Here is a 21,592-nt window from a genome sequence, read left to right as displayed (position 1 = left end):
AACCTTGGAAATCTGAGGGGAAAACCAATAATTGCATATTAAGTGCAACTTTTCCCTATATAATATTCGTTTATTGTAAGAGAAGGGATGTGTTATTCAAAAAATGATTAAATCTGCTTATATCATCGCTTTACTGATCCTCTGCGGAAGTATGAGCATGCTTGCTGGTTGTGATAAGCGGGAAGCGATAGGTACATCCACCGAAACAACAAGACCGACAGTTTCAGAAACCGCAAAACCACAAGTAACTCCATCAGCCTCTGCGGTGCATTCCCTGGATGAGATCAAATGGAATGAAATTAAAGACCCTCTGATTCAGGATGACATGCTAACAACACTCAAAACAGCAATATCTGCTCTTGTTTCAAATGATGTGGATCAATTTCACGCTGCGCTTGCTCCAAACATTGGAACAGCTCATGATTATTTGTTGAATTATCCGGTAAGATTTACTGGGATATATAAAGCTATGGATGAAAACAATCGGGTTTTGATACCCGTTGTAGGCGAACGTCTTAAAATAGAAGAAGGGTTTTCACCCGACGTACAATATACGTTCTATTTTGAGAAAGGCAAAGATGGAATATGGAGGATCATAACCATTGACTAAGTAGGTTCTTGGCCAGATTCAGTTGCAGGTCATCGTCCCGTTCTCTTTAGAAGAACAGGGACTTTTTTTGCAAAATGTCTCAGGAAATCATCAGGCTGGCCAGTCTAATAGAGGGTAAAAAACACCCTAAAAAAACAGCGTATAACACAAATTATACGCTGTTTTAGTTTAAATCGATTAAATATTAAGAAGAAGGGCAAGTGTAGGTGCAAAAATGAGGGGAATTTCGGCTAAATGAACGACTAATAGACCAAAACCACGGCCCCAAGAGAAAGGCCAGCAGAAGTACCCATCAGCAATAATCTTTCTCCTCTTTGGACTCGTTTTTGTTTGATGCACTCATGCAGGGCCATAGGGATGGAGGCTGCAATTACATTGCCGTGTGTGGAAATGATATTCATAAATTTCTCTTCTTTATAATTTAGTTTCTGTCTCATGATCCTCATGGCCAAACCACTAGCTTGGTGTGGTATAACCATATGTATGTCTTGCTTGCTGATAGACGTCTGATCGAAAAGCCGCTTCATGAAATTATGAATGACTTTGGAGGAAAGTTTAAAGACGGCTCGACCATTCATATTAAATAAATAATCATCCAAATTATCTCCATTATATTCTGTTGAAGGAATACGGGTTCCTCCACCGCGAATCTCGGTATAAGAGGCGCCCTCTACATAGGTTTCAGTTAATGAGGTTAAGAGTTCAGAAGATTCATGCTCTTCGCTTCGACTTATGATAGCTGCTGCTGCTCCATCGCCAAAGAGAATGCAGCTTTCTTTTTGTTTCCAGTTTAATCCTGGCGATGCAATTTCACTGGATACAATCAGCACATTTTTATATTTCCTCTCATGTACTAGAAATGAAACTACGTCCAGTGCAGTTACGAAGCTTAAGCATGTTGAATTAATGTCGAAGCAGGGAATATTGGAATTTCCCATGTCGAGTTTAATTTTGATGAGTGCAGCTGTGCAAGGGATAGGTTGTTCATAAGTACCGCTTGCTGATACGATGCAGTCGATATCCTCCAGTGCCAAACCGGCATCCTTAATCGCTTCTCTGGCGGCATTTGCACCCATTTCCGATGTGGATTCGGTTTCTACATAATGACGATAGGCTACGCCTGACTTTTGCTCTGTCCAACCTTCAGGCAAACCTAATTTACGATCGATCTCTTCTGAAAGTACTTTTCTTTTAGGTAAATATTTGCCTGTCCCCATGATTTTGATTTTTCTACTGTTCATTTTTTACCTCCTCATAATAATTAATAGAATAATATGTAAATACATGGTGTAAATTGGATTAAATTTAACACAGAATAAATTAATTGTAAATATATATTAAAAAAACATTAAATTACTTTTTTTGGTTATTGACAATAGCATAAAATGGAAATAAAATAACTATAAATCGTCCCGACCGATCGGACGGTCGGCTACAAGCCTAACTAAGGAGTGAGAACTCATAGATAATTCTTTTGCTAGAATATTGGAAGTTTCAAATATGCTTTTTAAAACAAAGGGCTATAAAGGGACTTCGATTAGGGAGATTGCTGAACATTCCGGATTGGCAAAAGCGACAATTTATCACTACTTTCCTGATAAAGAAGCTATTGTGCAACAGTTGCTGACACTAACTATCTCTCAATTTCATAATGTTGCACAATCAATAAGCGAAATAACCGAACCTAGAGCGAGACTAACAGCCAGTGCTGAAATAACTATTGCCTTCTTGTATGAGTCTTCTTCAGTAATACAGTTGGTACGAAAGGAATTACCAGAACTTTGGAATAAAAGCAAGCTGGAGTTACTTCCAATCTATGAACGCTACCTATCACTTCTATCTCAAGCTATTGATCAGGGAATAGAAGAGGGTACATTTAGACCAATAAACTCACAAGAGGCTGCGATAGTTCTGCTAAATCTTATACAAGGTACATATGCTTCCATTCAATTAGTCGGCCTTGGCGAGAAACAAACGTATAGTACAGCAGGAATACTTGACATTTTTTTCAATGGAATTATTAAGTGATTTAGCGCGGAAAGCGGTGAGCATTTTTTGAAATATATTAAATTTTTAAATGTGATTGATGAAGAGACGTTAAGTCTGGTCGGCGGAAAAGCTGCCAACCTTGGACATTTGATTAAAGGGGATTTTCAGGTTCCCCCAGGCTTTTGCATTACAACGGATGCCTATTGGCATTTTGTGAAGAGTAATGAGTTGGCTCAGAAAATCGTAGATACATTAACTGAAAATGAAGATGAGCTTTTTTTCAACACACAGTCTTCGGAAGCGGAGATCAGAGCCTTTTTTGATGCAGGAAAGATACCTGTTGAAATCATTAAAGAAGTCGAGCAGGCTTATCAGCAGCTAAATCACCAAACGGATAGTGGAGATTCGTGTCCGGTTGCAGTGCGATCTTCTGCGACATCTGAAGACCTTCCGCATATGTCCTTTGCCGGCCAACAAGATACCTTTTTACATGTGACCGGGATCGATTCTCTGCTTTCGAATATTGTTCAATGTTGGAGCAGTTTATGGACAGCAAGAGCGATAGACTATCGCAACCGCAATGCTGTTGTCCATGAGGACCAGGCTTTAGCAGTAGTTGTACAACAAATGATTCCAAGCAAAGCTTCAGGAGTGTTCTTTACTGCAAATCCATTGACGGGAAAAAGAACTGAAATTGTGATCGATGCTACATGGGGCTTGGGAGAGTCTTTAGTTTCAGGACAAGTAGACCCGGATCATTTTGTAATAGACGTGTCCTCTAGAGAAATTATATCAACGTATTTGGGCAAGAAAGGATTAATAATTCGTGGTAAACCAGAAGGAGGCACTGAAGAGGTCGAAAAAGTAGCGGGTTCATCTGAGCCAGCGCTTAACGATTCTGAAATCATGGAATTAGTGTCGCTGGGGGAGCGGATTCAAGAGTACTTCGAGCATCCTCAAGATGTAGAGTGGGCTCTAGATGATCGAGGTAACTTTTATATCGTTCAGTCTCGTTCAATAACTTCTTTGTTCCCAATACCACAAACCTACCATAAGCAATACTCGAAAGAGGAGGAGAAGTCGCTCCAGATTTGGTTCTCTTTTGCTTCTTGGCAAGGGGTCATGACGCCCTTTACTCCAATGGGGCAAAGTATTTTATCAGGCATCATCGGAGATATATCAAGATATTTAGGATTTAAAGAGCTTACTTTTAAACAGCGTGCTTTTTATACAGCAGCAGAACGTTTCTATGTAAATATTACTCCACTAGTACGTGACACTTTGGGGCATACAGTTATCTTAACGATTATGTCTTCCTTAGATCCGACAATTCATCATATTTTAAATAGGATTACTGGAGAAGGAGACCCGCGGTTCAATTCTTCCTCGCAAGCAATAAAGCTTCTAAAGAAGCCATCTTTTCTGTGGAAACTAGGGCAAATGTGGGCAGGAACAGCTAGGAATTTAATGTTTCCCCAAAGAGCTCCTGATAAATTGCAAAAATCTATTGATTTAGCATTAGCCAATATTGCCAGACAAAATCAAGATACGTCAATCGTACTATTACGGCAAATCAAACAGTATTCAGCAGTTCTACCTAAGCTTTTATTTCGATACCTGCTGCCAGGGACTTTGTCCGGCCATCTTCCAATGCAAGTGCTACTTAAACTTACTTCGACTCTACCCCAAGGATTGCAACTTTCATTGGATCTTACGCGAAGTCTTCCCCATAACATTACTTCTGAAATGGATTTTCAATTATGGAAGATTGCATTAGCTGTGAAGGAGGATCAAGAAAGTTACGAATGTATCCGTCTCTTGACTGATTCAGAGCTTTCCAATCAGTACTTGAAGAATCGACTGCCGCTTAAAGTACAGGGGCTCCTGGTGGATTTTTTCCAGAAATATGGGATGCGGGGAATTGCAGAAATTGATATTGGACGAAAAAGATGGTCAGAGGACCCAACGCATATATTTCATGTATTAAAAAGTTATTTAGAGATCAAAGATGGGCAGTCTTCTCCTGTTGAACTCTATCAAATGGGTGTGACTAGAGCCGCAGAAGCAGAGCGTGAATTAGAGTCATCATTCAAAAAAGGTTTACGCGGCAGTCTGAAAAGACGATTGGCCCTGATATCTGCGAGGCGACTGCGCTTATTAGGGGGATTGCGTGAAACACCGAAGTTTGCAATTATTTGTTTTTTGGATAAGATGCGCATTAATTTAATGCATATTGGAACAGAACTGACCCAGAAAGATCTGCTTGCAGCCGCAGAAGATATTTTTTATTTGCATATTGATGAAGTGGAGCAATTGGTCGTAAGTGAAGATGGGCAATTCGAAGCTATAAATAACTGGAGAAAAGTGATTGAGGATCGAAAAGAAAAATTTCTGCAAGAGACCCGGCGGAAACGGATTCCGCGTGTATTGCTTAGTGATGGGACCGCTTTTTACGATGAGCAACTTGGAAGTGGAGCGGTATCACAGACGTTATCCGGCAATCCCGTCTCACCCGGTATAGTGGAGGGAAGGGTGTGTGTGATGCACGACCCTAAAGAAGTTCGCCTAACACCTGGGGATATACTGGTATGTCCTGCAACAGATCCCGCGTGGACACCGCTATTCCTTATTGCAGGGGGATTAATAATGGAGGTCGGTGGGATGATGACCCATGGTTCTGTTGTTGCACGTGAATATGGTATCCCAGCAATTGTAGGAGCGATAAATGCAACTAGTCGATTGCAAACAGGGCAGACGATAAGAATGGACGGGATGAGCGGAAAAATAGAAGTGCTATCCGATAATGATGCTGGAGGTAGAGATAATGATGATGGGAGATAGGAAAATGATAAATACTTCTGGACCGAATGCTCTGTTAGCAAAAAGTATTATTACAGCAACCCTCATTTTCTGTACATTGCTAATATCCGGCTGCTCTACTGAAACCAAACTTAGATTAAGTGGTAATGTCGAGGGGGATAATTATACGGTTAGAAGTGAAGTTAGTGGAACAGTTACCGAGGTGTTAAAAAAAGAAGGTGACTCGATACAAAAGGGAGAAGCGTTGTTGGTGCTCGATTCTTCTATGCAGCAGTTAATAGTAAAACAACAGGAAGCCATTGTTCGAGGCAAAAAAGAGAAATTAAAAGAAGCCCAAAATGAAAGTGTGGGGTCCGAAAGTGTTATTGCACAACTAACCGCAGACGTCGATGCTGCAAGTGCTCAATTAGAACAAGCTAATCTATTGCTTAGGAAACATAAGATTATTGCAACCGTAACAGGCGTATATACAAATAGATTCGTTCAAATCGGAGATATAATTAGTGTTGGAACAGCAGTTGCTACCTTAACAAATCCCGAGGAAAGAAAAGTAAGCTTCTATATTCCACAGTCATATCTGGATCGCATTCAACTGAATCAAAAAGTGGATCTAGAAATTACAGGACGAAGTGACGATAAACTACAAGGGACTATTACATTCATAGCGGGAGAAGCTGACTTTTCATCTGAAAATGCCAAAAATTCAATTAACAACGATAATTCATCTTTCAAATTCATAGTGCAGATCGATAAGGAACTAGATTTGAAACCTGGAATGACTGTGGATGCAGTTATTCCTTTGGAATAGGAGGAAGTTATGGAATACGCCATTGAAGTGGAAGGTTTAAGCAAACATTTCGGGAATTACGCTGCGGTGGATAACATTAGCTTTTCAGTTCCAAAGAACAAAATCTTTGGCTTTCTGGGTCCCAATGGATCTGGGAAGTCAACTACAATTCGTATGCTGTGTGGTGTTCTGCTCCCTACTGCTGGAAACTTACGTGTTCTCGGAAAAGATGTAAAAACCAATATTGATTTTGTTCGTCAGAATTTAGGGTATATGTCACAGAAGTTTAGTTTGTACGAAGATCTAAGTGTGGAGAAGAACCTGGATTTTTATGCCGGGATCTATGGACTGAACAAGTCTGCCCGTGAAGCTCGGAAAAGAGAACTGCTAAGCATGGCCAAACTTGAAGGAAGAGAAAAGCAGATTGCAGGACATCTTTCAGGAGGATGGAAGCAGCGCCTGGCACTAGGGTGTGCAATGATTCATCGTCCACAGCTAATGATACTGGATGAACCAACTGCCGGTGTTGACCCTATCTCCCGTAGAGAGTTCTGGGGAATCATTCGGGAACTCGCGGATCAGGGGACTTCATTTTTGATCACTACTCATTATATGGATGAAGCAGAACGCTGTGATTTAATAGGTTTCATCTATAACGGGAAAATTATTGGTGATGTTGTGTCTCCCGTACATCTGTTAGAACAGGAACGTGTTAAGGGAATAGAGGATGTATTTGTTCGCTATGTGGACAGAATGAACAAGAGGGAAAGTTCTCCAGGGGTAGGAGGCTATAATGCGTAATCGCTTCAGCTTCCAAAGATTGTGGTCCATTGTGAAGAAAGAGTTTTTTCAGATTATAAGAGATCCAGTCAGTATAAAGGTTCCTATTGTCATCCCCATTGTTTGGATTGTGTTGTTCGGTTACTCGGTACAAAATAATGTCGATCATATTGCTCTAGCTATTTTTGATCAGAGTAAAACACAAGAGAGTCGTGAGTTGGTTAGTCTCTTCTCTAATTCAGGATCATTTACTGTCGCTAAAGATGTGGCTTCAATGTCTGAGTTGTCTGATTTACTTGATGCTGGTAAAGTACGGTCTGGAATAGTGATTCCTCCTAATTTTCAGAGGGCGTTACAGTTAGGAGAGGCTGCCAAGGTGAAATTCCTGGTTGATGGAACAGATCCAACAGTCGCTGGTACTTCTTTAAATAGTGCATCTCTTGTCTGGAAAAAGTACATCACAGACCTAACCGGGAAACGTATGAACCTTCTTGGTATTGGAGAAAGCTCTGGATCTACTTCACTAGTATTAGCTACTGATATTAAATATAATCCTACGATGGAAAACTCCGTATTCAGTATTCCAGGATTAATCGCTCTGATTGTACAGAATATCACCATTATGCTGTCGGCATTCACACTTGTCCGAGAACGGGAGAAGGGGACAATCGAGCAATTATTAGTAACTCCTGTAAAAGCGAGCGAGCTGATTTTTGGTAAATTAATACCTTATATTGTAATCGGTTATATTGGGTTTTTATTTTCCCTAATCATTTGTGTCTTACTGTTTGGAGTACACATTGCTGGTAGTTTGCCACTATTTCTAGGGTTGGGTTTTCTTTTTGTGCTATGTACATTATCTATAGGCATTCTTATTTCAACAATCGCTAAAACTCAAGTGCAGGCAATGAACTACACCTCATTAATATTGCTGCCTAGTGTCTTGTTATCTGGTTTTATTTTTCCAAGGGAAGCGATGCCCATAGTTATTGATGCATTAAGCTATTTAATCCCTCTGACTTACTTTATTGAAATAACCCGAGGCGTAATGGTAAAGGGAGTCGGGATTGAGTTTTTAATTACGCAGGTAACCGTCTTATGTATTTTCACTTTGGCAATGCTATCTATAGCTTGCATGAGATTTAAAAAAACATTGGACTAATACTGACAGAAATTTATAGAAAAGCTGATAAGCTCCCCATACGGTAGACAGGTGAAATGATCAAAGCCTGGTACTGTGCGGGGAGCTTTTTATGTCTAATGTATAGTTAGAGTTTCATCTTTACTTTTTTTATGATAAACCACCCAAACAAACATTAGTGAAATAATCAAGGGGTAACCAATCGCCCAACCCGTAAACGGGAAGACAGCCAGCGTGGCCACTAAAGAAATCCAACTGATCGTTACGCCTAACTGATTGCCGCGCAAAAGACGAATCCCGGCGGCACAACCGCCAATATAGGTCAGGATAAACGTTGCATTCGGAAATTGGATCAGCGTTGTAATGGAGAGCAGGCCGCTTCCATATAGTACGAACACAATCACAAAGCATCCCAACAGAAAGCCGATGGCTCCAGTGGGTGTATTATACCGTGTTGACAGAGTTCCCATCCATTTGGGCGCATACCCTTGCCGAGATAAAGCGAAAGCAACCCGGGAAGCTGCGCCGGAATAAGCAATAATAGTCGCTGTACAGATGAACATGCTGGTAAGTCCGGCAATGAATCCGCCCCAGCGACCGAGCGGTTGGCTGATAATCCAGATGAGCGATGCGTCAGAGCCGCCTTGGAGATAGCTTTGGGTGCCTACGGTGGCTAATGCAGACAGAAAGTACAAGACGCCGACGATAATTGCAGCAATCGTGACCCCTTTCACGGCTGCACGTTGCGGGTCTTTGAATTCCTCGGAAAGATGAGAAACCGCCTCCCAACCAATAAAACACCAGAACAATATGGCTGCGGCCTGCCCGACACTCATCCAGCCATGCGGCAGGAAAGGCGTAAAATGAATACTCTCCATGCGAGGCAGCGCCGCGGCAAAAGAGAATACGAGCACAGCTACGATAGCGATGACGACGGCCACCTGAATTTTACCGGCTAGCTGCATACCGATCCAGTTGGTGATTAGCCCGATAGCTAAGATGCCAGCGGCTAGAGCGATTCTGACATTGTTGTCCCAGCCCATAGCGGCAGTCATATAACCCGCTCCGGTCAAGGCTGCGACAGGGCCGCCAATCGGGACGGACATCAGGAAGAACCAGCCTACCAGCGCCCCTGCCTTTGGTCCGAAGGCCAAGGTGACAAAGTGGGACACCCCTCCGGCATTGGGGAACTTGGCTGAGAGCAGCCCCATGGAGAGTGCCATTGGCAAGATCAGGAGTGACATGAATCCCCAGGCCAAGAGAGAGGCGGGTCCCGCCATTTCCGCAGCTAGTCCGGGAACGATCAGGACACCAGAACCCAGTACAGCCCCTATATAAAGTGCGATTGCTTGTGGCATGCCAATATGGCGTTGAAATATTTGCTTCATTAATATTGATCCTGCTTTCCTTGTATTTTGTTATAGCGTATCAGATAATAGATCCATTGGAAAAACAGAATTATTAAATTTTATCCATCTAAAAAACCGATGGGTATATTCATAGACAGGAGGTCCTATGGAATCACGTCATTTATTTACCTTTTTAGTCGTGGTTGAGACCGGCAGCTTTACCCGTGCGGCGCAGAAGCTGGATTATGCACAATCCAGTATTACCGCTCAGATTCAGGCACTGGAAGCAGAGTTAGGTCAGCCTTTATTTGACCGGATCAGCAAAAAAATCATTCTGACCGATGCGGGACGTCGTCTGCTGCCCTATGCCCTGGAAATCTCCAGGATGCATACCATGGCTCAGGATGCGCTGCGCTCTGGTAGTGAAATCTCGGGTACCTTGCGGATCGGCGCGCCCGAATCGCTGGCAGCTTTTCGCCTGCCGGGAATTATTCGGGAATTCCGTGGCCGCTATCCGCAGGTCCAGATTATTCTTAAGCCGGGGGCTTGCTGGGAACTGACCGACTTTTTGCGTTCCGGAGAGCTGGATATAGCTTTTCTACTGCAACCTGAGACAGAGTATAAAGATCTGTATGTGGAGACCTTGATCCATGAAGAGATGGCACTGATTGCTCCGCTGGATCACCCGCTGCTGATTCATGAAGAAGTACACCCGCTTCATTTAAAAGGGGAGACCATCCTTCATACGGAGACTGGCTGTACTTACCGGACGTTGTTCGAGCATTATTTGAACAGTCATGGTGTTTTTCCCGACCCCAATCTGGAATTCTGGAGCATTGAGGCAATCAAGCAGTGTGTGATGGCAGGACTGGGTTTATCTTTTTTACCACTGGTGACAGTGAAAAATGAGCTTGCTGAAGGAAAGATGGCCAAGTTGAACTGGAATGATGAATCTCAGCGTGTAGCTACACAAATTGCTTATCATCATAAAAAATGGAGATCACCTGCTCTATCCGAGTTTCTATTGACAGTGCAAAGTCACGGGATAGAGTGGAATCAAGCGATAGCAAGCGTATAGGGTATATCCTACCAGGAAGAAAGACCACTTCAGCGAGGGGCAATTTATGGTACAATAGATTGTCGAAATCACAGAGAGGGGCTGCTGAGGCATGGACGATTTGAATGAAGAATATGAAGAAGAATTGCATGCCTTCCTCATCTGGATGAAGGATGCCGGATACACCCCTTATACACAGAAATCCTATCTTGCTGATGTTAGGGAGTTTCTGGGTAGTCTGAACGGTAAAAGACTAGATATGGTGAAGAAGCTGCATGTTGTCTCCTTCCTGACTTCTGTCCGCGAACGTGGGGTCAGTGATGCCACCCGTAACCGCAAGCATGCTTCGGTGAACTGTTTTTTCAAGGCGTTGATCGAACTGGAACTGCATAGAGACAATCCTGCGGCAGGTATCAAGAAATCTAAAACCGAAAAGAATCGGGAGCCCGTCTATCTGGATGAAGGCGATTTACAGCGCTTTATGACTGCCATTGAAGGAAAGTACAGACAGCGCAACCTGGCCATCTTTTTGCTGATGTCGTATATGGGTCTTCGGGTAGGGGAGGTCCATACGCTGAATATGGGTGATTATAATGTAGAAAGACGTTCGCTCAGAGTGTTCGGTAAAGGACGGAAGTGGCGGAACATCCCGGTGCCAGAGGATATTGTGCCTTTTCTGGATCAGGCTTTGACCGGGCGTCTGGAGCCATGGCGAAACAAAGAAGAGGCCATGTTCATCTCGCAAAAGGGGCGGCGGCTCTCGATCCGAGCCATTCAGCAGATCGCTACAGACACGTTCGACCGTTTTCAGAAAGAGATTCCGGCTTCTCAGCGGCGACCGTATTCCAGTCACAAGCTGCGTCACTCCTTCGCAACTATGCTGCTGCGCAAAGGAGCGGATCTGCGAACCCTTCAGGAGCTGCTGGGCCATTCATCGATCCAGACGACAACGGTGTATACGCATATTACGAGCCGGGAGAAGGAAGAAGCTATGGCGAGACTGCAAATCTCGTTGCCGCAGCGGTAGTCCGTTAGTGTTCTTATAATTACATAATAATTATTATGTTAACTTCGTACCTGAACTAAAGGACTACAGAATCAGACTATAGAATCTAATTGCTGACCATAGAAATTCATTTGATCGATTCGTTTAGCGAATGGCGGCTCAAAGCTATCAAGATCAACGTCATCATCAGTGCTTGCCAAACCTATTTTTTCAAAACAAACCGTTCAGAGGTTGAAGCTTATGCAAGGGAGCTAACGGACCCTATCGCCGTTATTTGCAGAGGAAGCTGGTTGTAGAACATGCAGTGGACACAGATGACGCTATTTCCTCCCAAACAGCGGATTTTGCACAACATTTCTGCCCATAAGGGCGCTGGAGTCCGTTAGCTAACTAATTGCTTAATTGCAAGCCAATAAGGCCTTTCCGTTAGATTGATGAAGCAACAACTGACTTTGGGTAGATTTAGGGGATCGTGACGGCAGCTGGGAAGAATAGAGGCGTAAACAAAAAGCCGCCAGTCCAAAGACTGGCAGCAGCTTGTACAAGAGCTTACAATTCAAGCTTCGCAATTTCGGACTTGAGCTTCTCAGCGGATTTTTGGAAGAGGGCTTGTTCTTCTTCATTTAGTGGAAGATCAAGGACCTCGCGCACGCCGGAGCGGTCAACAATACAAGGTGCACCAAGGAACACATCGGAGACGCCATTGTAGTTATTGAGCAGTGTCGAGACGTTCAGGACCGCACCTTCATTATGAAGGATCGAAACGACGATCCGGTCGAGTGCCAGGGCAATTGCATAGGATGTGGACCCCTTGGCATCGATGATTTCATAGGCGGCATTCTTGGTATCCTCAAAAATCTCTTTGCGTTCTTCTTCGTCAAAACCAAGCTCGATCCCGGCCACATTCGCGAGGCTCCACACTGGTAGCTCGGAGTCGCCATGCTCACCGATGATCTGGCCGTGGATACTGCGCGGATCAATCTCCTTGTGGCGTCCGATCAGATAACGGAATCTTGCGCTATCAAGCACGGTACCGGAGCCAATGACGCGTCTGCGGTCAAAACCGCTTATTTTCAATGTCGCGTAGGACAAAATATCAACCGGGTTCGTAGCAATCAGCAGGATGGCATGTTGATTGTATTTCGCAATTTTCTGAATGATGTCTTTGAAAATTGAAATGTTCTTTCTCAGCAGATCAATTCGGGTCTCGCCCGGTTTTTGGGAGGCGCCGGCGGTCACAATAATGATATCCGCATCTCGGCAATCTTCATAAGTACCTGCCCATAGTTTCACTCCGCCAACAAAAGGCATGCCGTGATTCATATCAAGCGCTTCACCGAGCGCTTTCTGATGATTAACGTCAATCAATACCAGTTCTTGCATCCGTCTACGCAACAACAAAGTATAGGCGGTTGTCGTTCCGACGGCGCCTGTACCGATTACGACTACGCGGTTGGGCTTTGGGGGGGCCATTGTTCCATCTCCTCCGAATTGCGAATTTTTTGTGTCCAATCTTATCCATCATAATCGTTACAGATAGTGTTTTCAAGAGGATTGCATTTAATCCAATACCCGAAAGCGGACCTGTCGACGTACAATTTAAGGATAGAGGAGAAGGGGCATGTTTACTTTTTCCGCATTAATGTTGTTTATGAGAGCTGCTATGGTGCTCATACTGATATCGGGGGCAAATCTCCGGCTGGAATGAGCATCTAGTTGTATAATTTAATTAATTGACAGGAGAGTAGTAAGAAATGGATTTATTTCGCAAAAAATCGCTGACCGCAGTCCTGGGTGGCGACACGAACAAATTAAACAAAACATTGGGTGCCTTTGATTTGACAGCACTTGGTGTGGGGGCAGTCATCGGAACAGGAATATTCGTCGTAACCGGAGTTGCAGCAGCCGAGCATGCAGGACCGGGAATTATTCTTTCCTTTATCCTGGCAGGCTTTGCTTGCGTGCTCTCCGCCCTATGTTATTCGGAGCTGGCTTCCGCATTACCCGTATCCGGGAGTGCTTACGCATACAGTTATGTTGCTTTTGGCGAGTTGCTTGCCTGGATTCTTGGCTGGGATTTGGTGCTCGAGTATGGAGTAGCAGTCGCAGCGGTAGGTAGTGGTTGGTCTGGATATATTCAGGGACTGCTAGAAGGGTTCGGTATACATTTGCCTACATTGCTCTCCGGGGCGTATAATGCGGACAAAGGTACTTTTATCGATCTGCCTGCGGTCATTATTATTCTTCTAATCTCTTTGCTGCTAACCCGCGGAGCGAAAGAAACGGCTCGTTTTAATGCGTTTATGGTTGTAGTCAAGCTGGCGGTAGTTTTATTGTTTATCTTCACGGGGATTTTCTATATAAAGCCGGAGAACTGGTCACCTTTCCTCCCCTTCGGTATGCATGGGGTCATAAATGGAGCCGCGACCGTGTTCTTTGCCTATATCGGCTTCGATGCGATCTCCAATGCTGCTGAAGAGGTCAAGAGTCCGCAGCGAGATATACCGATTGGGATCATATCATCCGTTGTGATCTGTACGGTGCTGTACATATCCGTGTCCCTGGTCCTAACCGGTATTGTTCCTTATTACGATCTGAATGTAAGCGACCCGGTATCCTATGCACTGCGGCTTGTTAACCAGAATTGGATTGCCGGATTGATCTCATTGGGAGCCATTACAGGAATGACTACAGTGCTGCTTGTTATGATGTATGGACAGACTCGTTTGATCTATGCAATATCACGTGATGGTTTGCTGCCGAAAAGCCTGTCTAAGGTCAACTCGGCCACACAGCAACCAAATCGCAGCATCTGGATGATGGGAATAGTCAGCGCGATCTTGACCGGATTTGTTCCGCTTAGCCGCCTGGCGAATCTGACTAGTATTGGAACATTGTTTGCTTTCTTAGTTGTTTCCATTGGCGTCATTGCCTTACGTTATAATCAACCCACCTTGAAGCGGGGCTTCAAGGTACCCTGGGTACCTTTTCTTCCGTTGCTTAGTGCTGCAGCTTGCGCCTATCTGATGTACAATCTCGGCAGTACGACCTGGATCGGATTTCTAATCTGGTTGGTCATCGGCCTGTTGATCTATGCACTGTATGGATATCGCAACAGCAAGCTGAACGAGAACGGCAAATAACGTAACGAACGATCATGTAATTCCATTAACTGAGAGGAGAGAGCGCATTGCCGTCCAAAACTCAAGGTTCCAAGATTCTGAGCGTTGGGCTTCTGCTCCTGCTGTCCATGCTGATCCTGACCGCCTGTTTGTCTAAGCCGGCGACGCCTGCTCAGACACCGCAGCCTACGGAGCCCCCGGAAGAAGGGCAGACGATTACATTGATTACACCTGATGCACGGAATGTCGATGCGGAGAATAATCCCAAGTATCAGATTCAGACCCGTCTGACAGATTTTCAGCTGCTCAGCGAAGCTGAAGGACTGGCTTGGGGCGTAACTAAGAATGAACTGCGTATGTATATAACGAAGGATAACGGCATGACCTGGGCCAATATTTCGCCCTCCGCCAATGTGCAGTTTCCTTCCAATCCTGTCTATGGTAAGGAAATATTCTTCACCGATCCAAGTAATGGCTGGATCATCCGAAGTGCCTACGGGATGACGGAGACGATCGTGCTACGAACGAAGGATGGGGGGCAGACCTGGAAAGTATCCTCGTTACCAGATGCCAATCCGATTTCGTCGATGTACTTCTATTCTCCGACCCACGGCTGGTTGATGACCTCTTGGGATACTACCGCTACCAAAGAGAGTAAAGCACTGTACTCCACGGTAGACGGCGGGGCGACCTGGAAGAATGTGATGCAGAATGAACAATATAACCCTAAGTTGCCGAACCCGGCGATTCCTATGACGGGTGTAACAACGGGGATGATCTTCAGAGATAGCATGCATGGCTTCGTCACGCTGCAGACGGGAGGACTGCCTAAGATTTATACAACCAAGGATGGTGGGAAGTCCTGGCAGCAGGGTGCGCCTTTTCAAGTGAACGAGCGTTTTAAAGATTGTGACCGGGTGATTACCGGCAGGCCGGAATTCTTCGGTGGGGGAAGAACCGCAGGCTGGATGTCTGTGGGTTGCCAGAAGGATGAGGACAACAGCATTACTTACAACGGCTATTTCACAGCCAACGGCGGGGAAAGCTGGAAGTTCATGGCCTTTGGTTTTAAGAGTAGAACGGGCGGTAATCGCCATCTCGGCCCTACCTTCCTGAATTTGTCGACTGGATGGATTCTGGATGGGAACACGTTATATCAGACGCAAGATCAGGGGGCGACCTGGACTGCCCTCAAGTCAAGCAGTGTACTAGAGTCCAAACTGCTGGAATACCCGGAGATCGTCAAGCTGCAATTCTTCTCCGCAGAGGTAGGCTGGCTCTTGATTGAGAAGAAAGAAGATAAGCGATCTATTCTTCTACAGACCACCAACGGTGGGGCAAGCTGGCGGGTATTATAATATATTTAACGACAAACAGCAGGTTCAATGAGAGCCTGCTGTTTGTATTATTTTTTCTAAAAAACTTATTTAAAATTTTCCTCATAAATGTGAAAAAAATCACATGACAAAGTCTTCACCTTGTGATATATTTAACACATAGAAAGAAAGTTATTTTTTTCACAAACTAACCATCCGATAGGAGCGATTACTATGACAACTTTTGAAACGGATTATATGACTAGAAACCTTCTGCAATTATGCTACAACTGTGATGATGCACACTTGTGTGAGACCGAAGAACAATGCAGAGCCTGTTGGGCAGAGAACGGAATGCTTCCAATCGAAGAAGATGAAACCAAGCACTTTCTAGACCTAGTACATGCTTAACCTGGAAGCACAATCGAATAACTAAAGACCACTTCATTTCTTGTAGGATAGAAGAAGGAAGTGGTCTTTTTGTGTTTTTTGTAGCTATGGTATATTTTCTTGTGCCGCGAAGCAACTCTTGATGCTGTATGAGCTGGAACAGGCATATACATGTACAGGAACGCCCGGAGCAGGCTGCCGGAGGAATCTCGCAGGGAATAAGGAGGAATATGTCATGGGAATGGGCCCAGATCCTTCATGGATGTTTGATTTTGCCGGAACAGTGATACCGATCTTTCTCGTTGTGATGGTTGGCATTGTCGCTATATCTGCAGGCAGGGGTCTGCTGCAATGGAGTCGGAACAATAGCTCGCCCCAGCTGACTGCCCCTGCCCATATCGTGAGCAAACGAAGCGAAGTCAAACACCAGCAGCTTCAGGACGAAGGCGGATCGAGCCGGACCAGTACAACATACTACTATTTGACCTATGAGTTGGAGGACGGAACGCGAATGGAGTTCAAGGTGGACGGCTCAGAATACGGGATGAGTGTGGAAGGAGACCGGGGACTGCTTAGCTATCAGGGCACCAGATATCACGGATTCCGCCGCCTGCCTTCTTTTACATCTGCCGGACATTCTTAAAGATCTCTAGGTAGCCGTTGCAATACTCTTATGCTTCCTGTACAATCCCCTTGTTTCCGGTTCACGGAGCAGGGGGATATTTATGATGTCTACTAATTCATATAGATGAAAGGAACGTGACAGGGATGAGCTTCAAGGGCAAGACTGTTATTGTAACGGGGGCAGGGCGTGGAATCGGTAGGGCCATAGCTATAAGCTATGCCAAGGAAGGTGCAAACGTGGTCGTTGCTGAGCTGGAAGAAGAGTGGGGGCGCCAGACGGTGAATGAAATTACCAGTCATGAGGGAAAGGCACTCTTCGTCTTATGTGATGTGAGCCGGGAGGCCGATATTGTCGCTCTAATGCGGCGTTCAGTCGAAACCTTTGGTACCATTGACATTTTGATCAACAATGCCGGGATCGCTAATCCACATACCGCCTCGATATACGAGCTCTCGACTGAGGCGTGGGACAAAGTTTTGAATACGAATGCAAGAAGCTGTTTTCTGGCAACCCGTGAGGCAGCGAAAATCATGAAGGGGAACCCGCAGGGGGGCGCTGTGATCAATCTCTCCTCTACACGTTCCCTAATGTCAGAGCCTCATACAGAAGCGTACGCAGCTTCCAAAGGCGCGATCACCGCGCTTACACATGCCATGGCGATTTCACTGGGGCCGGATGGTATCACTGTAAACTGTATCAGTCCAGGCTGGATTGAAACAGAGGATTATAGCGGCCTGCGTGAAATCGATCACCAACAGCACCCAGCGGGCCGGGTCGGCACCTCGCAGGATATTGCCCGTGCCTGTCTATACCTTAGCGCAGAAGGCAATAATTTCGTGACGGGCGCCCAGCTTGTGATTGATGGCGGGATGACCCGCAAGATGATCTACGAGCCATAGGATAATCATAATCTACTGAAATTAAGGCCGTGAAGCTAAAATTGCCTGCGGACTGTCACCTCTTAGGCGAATGCACATACAATACAACGTGCAGTAAAGAGCGAAATTGCTGTTCTGCGAAGTAGCCATTATACAAGGAGGGACGCGTGTGGCCGTCATCAAAGCGAACTCGGCAGATGTAAGAGTACTGGCACGGCTAATGAGAGCGGAAGCCGAGGAGGATGGAGATCTTGGGATGCTGATGGTAGGCAATGTCGGCGTCAACCGCATTTTGGGCAATTGCCTTGACTTCAAAAACATCCGCAATATCAATGATATGGTGTATCAAAGTCCGGGAGGTTTTGAAGCGCCGACGAAGGGTTACTTTTACCAGCGAGCGAGAGATGCCGATATCCGTCTGGCCAGAAGAGCCATCGGTGGAGAACGGACGTGGCCTGCCAGTAATGCTCTTTGGTTCTTCCGTCCGGCGGGCGATTGCCCTGACACCTGGTACAATCAGGATAACACCGGCCGCTTTAAAGCCCATTGCTTCTTTGCTCCGACCGCCGGAGACTGTCCAGCCGTGTATTAGGCCCGGGGGCGCAAGCTCCCGAATAATTTTTAGGAGGTTTTTTATCAATGATCGCTCAACAACCTTACCGTCCTGTTACTTACACGATCGGAAGTGTATCTTCAGGCAGCGTGGGTACGACAAGCAGCATGCCAATGGCCCCAATGGGAACAATGGGAACAATGGGAACAATGGGTGGCACAATGCAAGCGGTACCTCCCCAGGTAACCAGTGGGAGTCCGATGACTCCAGCAGGAACTGTGGTTTCAACTCCAGCCCCCCCTGTCTATGAACAATCCTACATCGAGAATATTTTGCGCTTGAATTTAGGCAAGGTTGGCACATTCTACATGACCTATGAGAACAACAAGGACTGGAACGCCAAAATCTTCAAGGGTAAATTAGAAGCGGCCGGACGTGACCACATCATCATCAGCGACCCGACAACAGGACAGCGCATTATGTTACTTATGATCAATTTCGATTACGCGACGTTCGACGAACCTCTTACTTATCAATATCCTGGTGTTCCTGGCAACGTTGGTACGCGTTACTATCGCTAAAATTGATTTTTAAGCCTCTCTCCGCTCTACTGGAGAGAGGCTTTTGTTATGAAAAGGCTGGAAACAGCTTGAATATCGCTTGAGAGCTCAAATTCATCAGTAAAAGTCAAAGAATTGAGGCGAAACCTCATTATGCCGTCATACGCTGCGGTTTGACTGTGTAGATTATAAATATATAATAATGTATATATTTATATTCGTGACTATAGACAGGAGCTGAAAGCATTGGGGAATTGATGGTGAATACTGACGATTTACATGCTGACATTTTGAGAAAACGAAGGAGGTGGGCCTATCCGCCCGTGTGAGAACGGTGGATAGGAGCAAAATTTGAGTGATCCTTTACCCGGTATATTAAATGTAGGTTTAATGATTGTATTGGTGCTGCTGAACGGATTTTTTGTTTCCGTGGAGTATGCAATGGTGAAAGTGCGCAGCGGGCGCATTGATTCGCTTATTGAAGAGGGCAGCAAACGAGCGCTGTCTGCAAAACCGATTGTTCACAACCTGGATGCCTATCTGTCGGCTTGTCAGCTTGGAATTACCCTGGCATCACTCGCGCTGGGCTGGCTCGGTGAACCGGCTATTGCGACACTGGTTGGTCCGCTACTGGTCAGTATAGGCTTTGGCACAACAGCTGTTTATGTCATTTCTCTGATTATTGCCTTCATGCTAATTACTGTGCTGCATATTGTGCTTGGCGAGCTTGCACCGAAGACGATTGCTGTCAACAAGGCTGAAGCTGTACTTCTGCTAACCGCGAGACCGATGAATGTTTTTTACAAGCTGATGTTTCCATTCATCTGGGTTGTCAACAATCTCGCACTTGGTTTGCTACGCCTGTTCCGCCTGACGCCTCCATCTGAGCTTGGAACAGCCCATACGGAGGAAGAGATTCGGATTCTGATGCAGGAAAGCAATAAAAGCGGACTGATCGACAACACTGAAATGACGCTGGTTGACAATATCTTTGAATTTGCCGACACGATGGCTAGAGAGATCATGATTCCGCGTACAGAAATGATTTGTCTGAACAATCATCTATCCGTGGAAGAGAACATTAATATTGCTTTTGAAGGTATGCGAACTCGCTACCCCGTCTGTGATGGCGACAAGGACCATATTCTAGGCTTCATTCACATCAAGGACCTGATCAGGGAACGTGTTCCCCAGTATCATGAATTGATTCGCCCAATCCTTACCGTACCAGAATCGATTCAGATCAGTGCATTGCTCAAGGTGATGCAGCGGGCCAAGACCCAGATTGCCATCCTCATTGATGAATATGGCGGCACCTCTGGGATGGTTACCCTGGAAGACATTATGGAAGAGATCGTAGGGGAAATTCAGGATGAATTCGATGAGGAGCGCCCCGGCGTGGAGAAGCTGGGGGAGGATGAATACTCCATCGATGGCTTGATGCTGATCGAGGAGATCAATGACCTTCTGGGCCTTCACATGGAGACCGATGATTATGACACCCTAGGTGGCTGGCTGTACTCCAAGCTGGAAGTGAATCCGCCGCAGAAGGGTCAGTCCATAACATTTGATAATCATTTGATTAGTGTTGAGGAAATGGACCATAAGCGGATCTCCCGAATCAAGCTGCTCAAGGTAGAGATTCTCGCTGAAGAAGCCGGAGCTTAGTTCGGCACCCCATAGATAAATAGAACAAGGCATAGCGTCATTTAATGGCGCTGTGCCTTTTTTTGTTACGTTGACACGCTACCTGCCACAAACCAATACTATCGATTGCCAAAGAGAGTTCTTTAATTATATAATTTTAAAATATTATACTACGCCCGTCCACAAAGGACAGAAAGGAACGATCCTTGAGCAAACCTAAGAAGAAGAGTCCAGCGGCTTCTCAGATGAGCAATCAGAAGAGAAACCGCGACGAACAAGAAAAACAGAAACAGACGAACAGAATGTTTGTTATTGGTACGATTGCCTTTGTAGTCATTATTTTTGTAGTCCTATTTATGATGGCAGCGAAGGATTCTTCCTCCACCACTACAGCGGCAGAACCAACGAGCTTCAATTACAGTGAGCTGCCTAGACTGGGTAAAGAGGATGCGCCGGTCAAAATTGTAGAGTTTGGAGACTTCAAATGTCCCGCTTGTGCCCAATTCACGGGGTTAATCAAACCGCAAATCGTGAAGGAACTGGTTGAGCCAGGAAAAGCCTCTTTTTATTTTGTGAATATGGCCTTTATCGGTCCTGATTCCGAAACAGCTTCACTCGCCGCTCTGTCCATTTATCATCAGAATGCCGATGAGTTCTGGAAGTTCTTTGATGCTGTATATGCAAATCAAGGAGATGAGAATGCCAAGTGGGCTACTGAGGATTATCTGGTAGGCTTAGCTGAGAAGGAAAAGCTGAACATTGATTTGGAGCTGCTACGTAAGGATATTAAGGAACGTACGTATTATGACGAGTTGCAAAGAGACATCAAGACAGCTTCCGACGCAGGGGTTAATAATACGCCAACCATCTTCATTAATGGCGTGAAGTCCGCAGAACCGTTTAACTTTGACGCCATTTCGGCGGAAGTAAATACTGCAGCCAAAGCGGCGGAGGCCAAGTGA

At 45.2% G+C, this 21,592-nt stretch carries 20 protein-coding genes; 17 read left to right on the top strand and 3 right to left on the bottom strand.

The genetic code is table 11. The annotated features are described in order from the left end of the window. Positions 1-103 precede the first annotated feature (103 nt). Entirely contained in the window at positions 104-610 is a 507-nt protein-coding gene (locus tag AC3Y23_RS23615) for a hypothetical protein (RefSeq protein WP_379203687.1), read from the top strand. 242 nt (positions 611-852) lie between these two features. On the opposite strand, the gene AC3Y23_RS23610 is transcribed toward AC3Y23_RS23615, so the two are convergent. Beyond that, positions 853-1,851 carry a beta-ketoacyl-ACP synthase III gene (locus AC3Y23_RS23610; protein WP_379203685.1) on the bottom strand — a complete coding sequence of 333 codons (999 nt, stop codon included), beginning with the start codon at positions 1,849-1,851 and terminating at the stop codon, positions 853-855. A gap of 244 nt (positions 1,852-2,095) precedes the next feature. Between AC3Y23_RS23610 and AC3Y23_RS23605 the strand changes: the two genes are divergently transcribed. Genes AC3Y23_RS23605 through AC3Y23_RS23585 form a run of 5 tightly spaced genes read left to right on the top strand, consistent with a single transcriptional unit; the run spans position 2,096 to position 8,148 of the window. After that, complete coding sequence (locus AC3Y23_RS23605; protein WP_379203683.1) at positions 2,096-2,638, top strand: TetR/AcrR family transcriptional regulator; 543 nt, start codon at positions 2,096-2,098, stop codon at positions 2,636-2,638. 27 nt (positions 2,639-2,665) lie between these two features. Beyond that, positions 2,666-5,440, top strand: a complete 2,775-nt coding sequence (locus AC3Y23_RS23600) for a PEP/pyruvate-binding domain-containing protein (protein WP_379203681.1) — start codon at positions 2,666-2,668, stop codon at positions 5,438-5,440. Next, entirely contained in the window at positions 5,424-6,227 is an 804-nt protein-coding gene (locus AC3Y23_RS23595; protein ID WP_379203679.1) for an efflux RND transporter periplasmic adaptor subunit, read from the top strand. The genes AC3Y23_RS23600 and AC3Y23_RS23595 overlap by 17 nt, the downstream gene beginning before the upstream one ends. Positions 6,228-6,236: 9 nt before the next feature. After that, positions 6,237-7,007, top strand: a complete 771-nt coding sequence (locus AC3Y23_RS23590; protein ID WP_379203677.1) for an ABC transporter ATP-binding protein — start codon at positions 6,237-6,239, stop codon at positions 7,005-7,007. Then, positions 7,000-8,148, top strand: coding sequence for an ABC transporter permease (locus AC3Y23_RS23585; RefSeq protein ID WP_379203675.1), 1,149 nt, complete (start codon positions 7,000-7,002; stop codon positions 8,146-8,148). The genes AC3Y23_RS23590 and AC3Y23_RS23585 overlap by 8 nt, the downstream gene beginning before the upstream one ends. Positions 8,149-8,243: 95 nt before the next feature. Here AC3Y23_RS23585 and AC3Y23_RS23580 read toward each other — a convergent pair whose 3' ends face one another. Next, entirely contained in the window at positions 8,244-9,515 is a 1,272-nt protein-coding gene (locus tag AC3Y23_RS23580) for an APC family permease (RefSeq protein WP_379203673.1), read from the bottom strand. Positions 9,516-9,642: 127 nt separating this feature from the next. Between AC3Y23_RS23580 and AC3Y23_RS23575 the strand changes: the two genes are divergently transcribed. The 3 genes from AC3Y23_RS23575 (at position 9,643) to AC3Y23_RS23565 (ending at position 11,835) form a co-directional block, all read left to right on the top strand. Then, entirely contained in the window at positions 9,643-10,554 is a 912-nt protein-coding gene (locus AC3Y23_RS23575) for a LysR family transcriptional regulator (protein WP_379203671.1), read from the top strand. Between the two features lie 91 nt (positions 10,555-10,645). Beyond that, on the top strand, positions 10,646-11,560 hold the full coding sequence (locus AC3Y23_RS23570; protein WP_379203669.1) for a tyrosine-type recombinase/integrase: 915 nt from the start codon (positions 10,646-10,648) through the stop codon (positions 11,558-11,560). Between the two features lie 89 nt (positions 11,561-11,649). Beyond that, positions 11,650-11,835: a hypothetical protein gene (locus tag AC3Y23_RS23565; RefSeq protein ID WP_379203667.1), complete on the top strand. Its 186-nt coding sequence runs from the start codon at positions 11,650-11,652 to the stop codon at positions 11,833-11,835. 253 nt (positions 11,836-12,088) lie between these two features. On the opposite strand, the gene AC3Y23_RS23560 is transcribed toward AC3Y23_RS23565, so the two are convergent. After that, on the bottom strand, positions 12,089-13,012 hold the full coding sequence (locus tag AC3Y23_RS23560) for an L-lactate dehydrogenase (RefSeq protein WP_379203665.1): 924 nt from the start codon (positions 13,010-13,012) through the stop codon (positions 12,089-12,091). A 281-nt stretch (positions 13,013-13,293) separates the two neighbouring features. On the opposite strand from AC3Y23_RS23560, the gene bcaP reads away from it, so the two are divergent. The 8 genes from bcaP to AC3Y23_RS23520 all read left to right on the top strand — a co-directional run bounded on the left by bcaP (position 13,294) and on the right by AC3Y23_RS23520 (position 21,592). After that, complete coding sequence (gene bcaP / locus AC3Y23_RS23555) at positions 13,294-14,682, top strand: branched-chain amino acid transporter BcaP (protein ID WP_379203663.1); 1,389 nt, start codon at positions 13,294-13,296, stop codon at positions 14,680-14,682. A gap of 47 nt (positions 14,683-14,729) precedes the next feature. Next, positions 14,730-16,019, top strand: a complete 1,290-nt coding sequence (locus tag AC3Y23_RS23550) for a WD40/YVTN/BNR-like repeat-containing protein (RefSeq protein WP_379203661.1) — start codon at positions 14,730-14,732, stop codon at positions 16,017-16,019. A 589-nt stretch (positions 16,020-16,608) separates the two neighbouring features. Continuing rightward, a complete protein-coding gene (locus AC3Y23_RS23545; RefSeq protein ID WP_379203969.1) occupies positions 16,609-17,010 on the top strand; it encodes a DUF2500 domain-containing protein in 402 nt (133 codons plus the stop codon). Positions 17,011-17,135: 125 nt separating this feature from the next. Continuing rightward, the gene (locus AC3Y23_RS23540; RefSeq protein ID WP_379203659.1) at positions 17,136-17,891 is read left to right on the top strand and encodes an SDR family NAD(P)-dependent oxidoreductase; all 756 of its coding nucleotides are present in this window, start codon (positions 17,136-17,138) and stop codon (positions 17,889-17,891) included. Between the two features lie 148 nt (positions 17,892-18,039). Then, the gene (locus AC3Y23_RS23535; protein WP_379203657.1) at positions 18,040-18,462 is read left to right on the top strand and encodes a cell wall hydrolase; all 423 of its coding nucleotides are present in this window, start codon (positions 18,040-18,042) and stop codon (positions 18,460-18,462) included. A 47-nt stretch (positions 18,463-18,509) separates the two neighbouring features. Further along, entirely contained in the window at positions 18,510-19,004 is a 495-nt protein-coding gene (gerQ, locus tag AC3Y23_RS23530) for a spore coat protein GerQ (protein ID WP_379203655.1), read from the top strand. 330 nt (positions 19,005-19,334) lie between these two features. Then, a complete protein-coding gene (locus tag AC3Y23_RS23525; RefSeq protein WP_379203653.1) occupies positions 19,335-20,651 on the top strand; it encodes a hemolysin family protein in 1,317 nt (438 codons plus the stop codon). Positions 20,652-20,875: 224 nt separating this feature from the next. Continuing rightward, positions 20,876-21,592 (top strand): DsbA family protein, encoded by a 717-nt coding sequence (locus AC3Y23_RS23520; RefSeq protein ID WP_379203650.1) that lies wholly within the window; start codon positions 20,876-20,878, stop codon positions 21,590-21,592.

It is taken from the genome of Paenibacillus sp. MAHUQ-45, from assembly GCF_058133325.1.
Note: the sequence above shows the minus strand (reverse complement) of the source record. Positions and strands in the feature narration are given on the sequence as shown.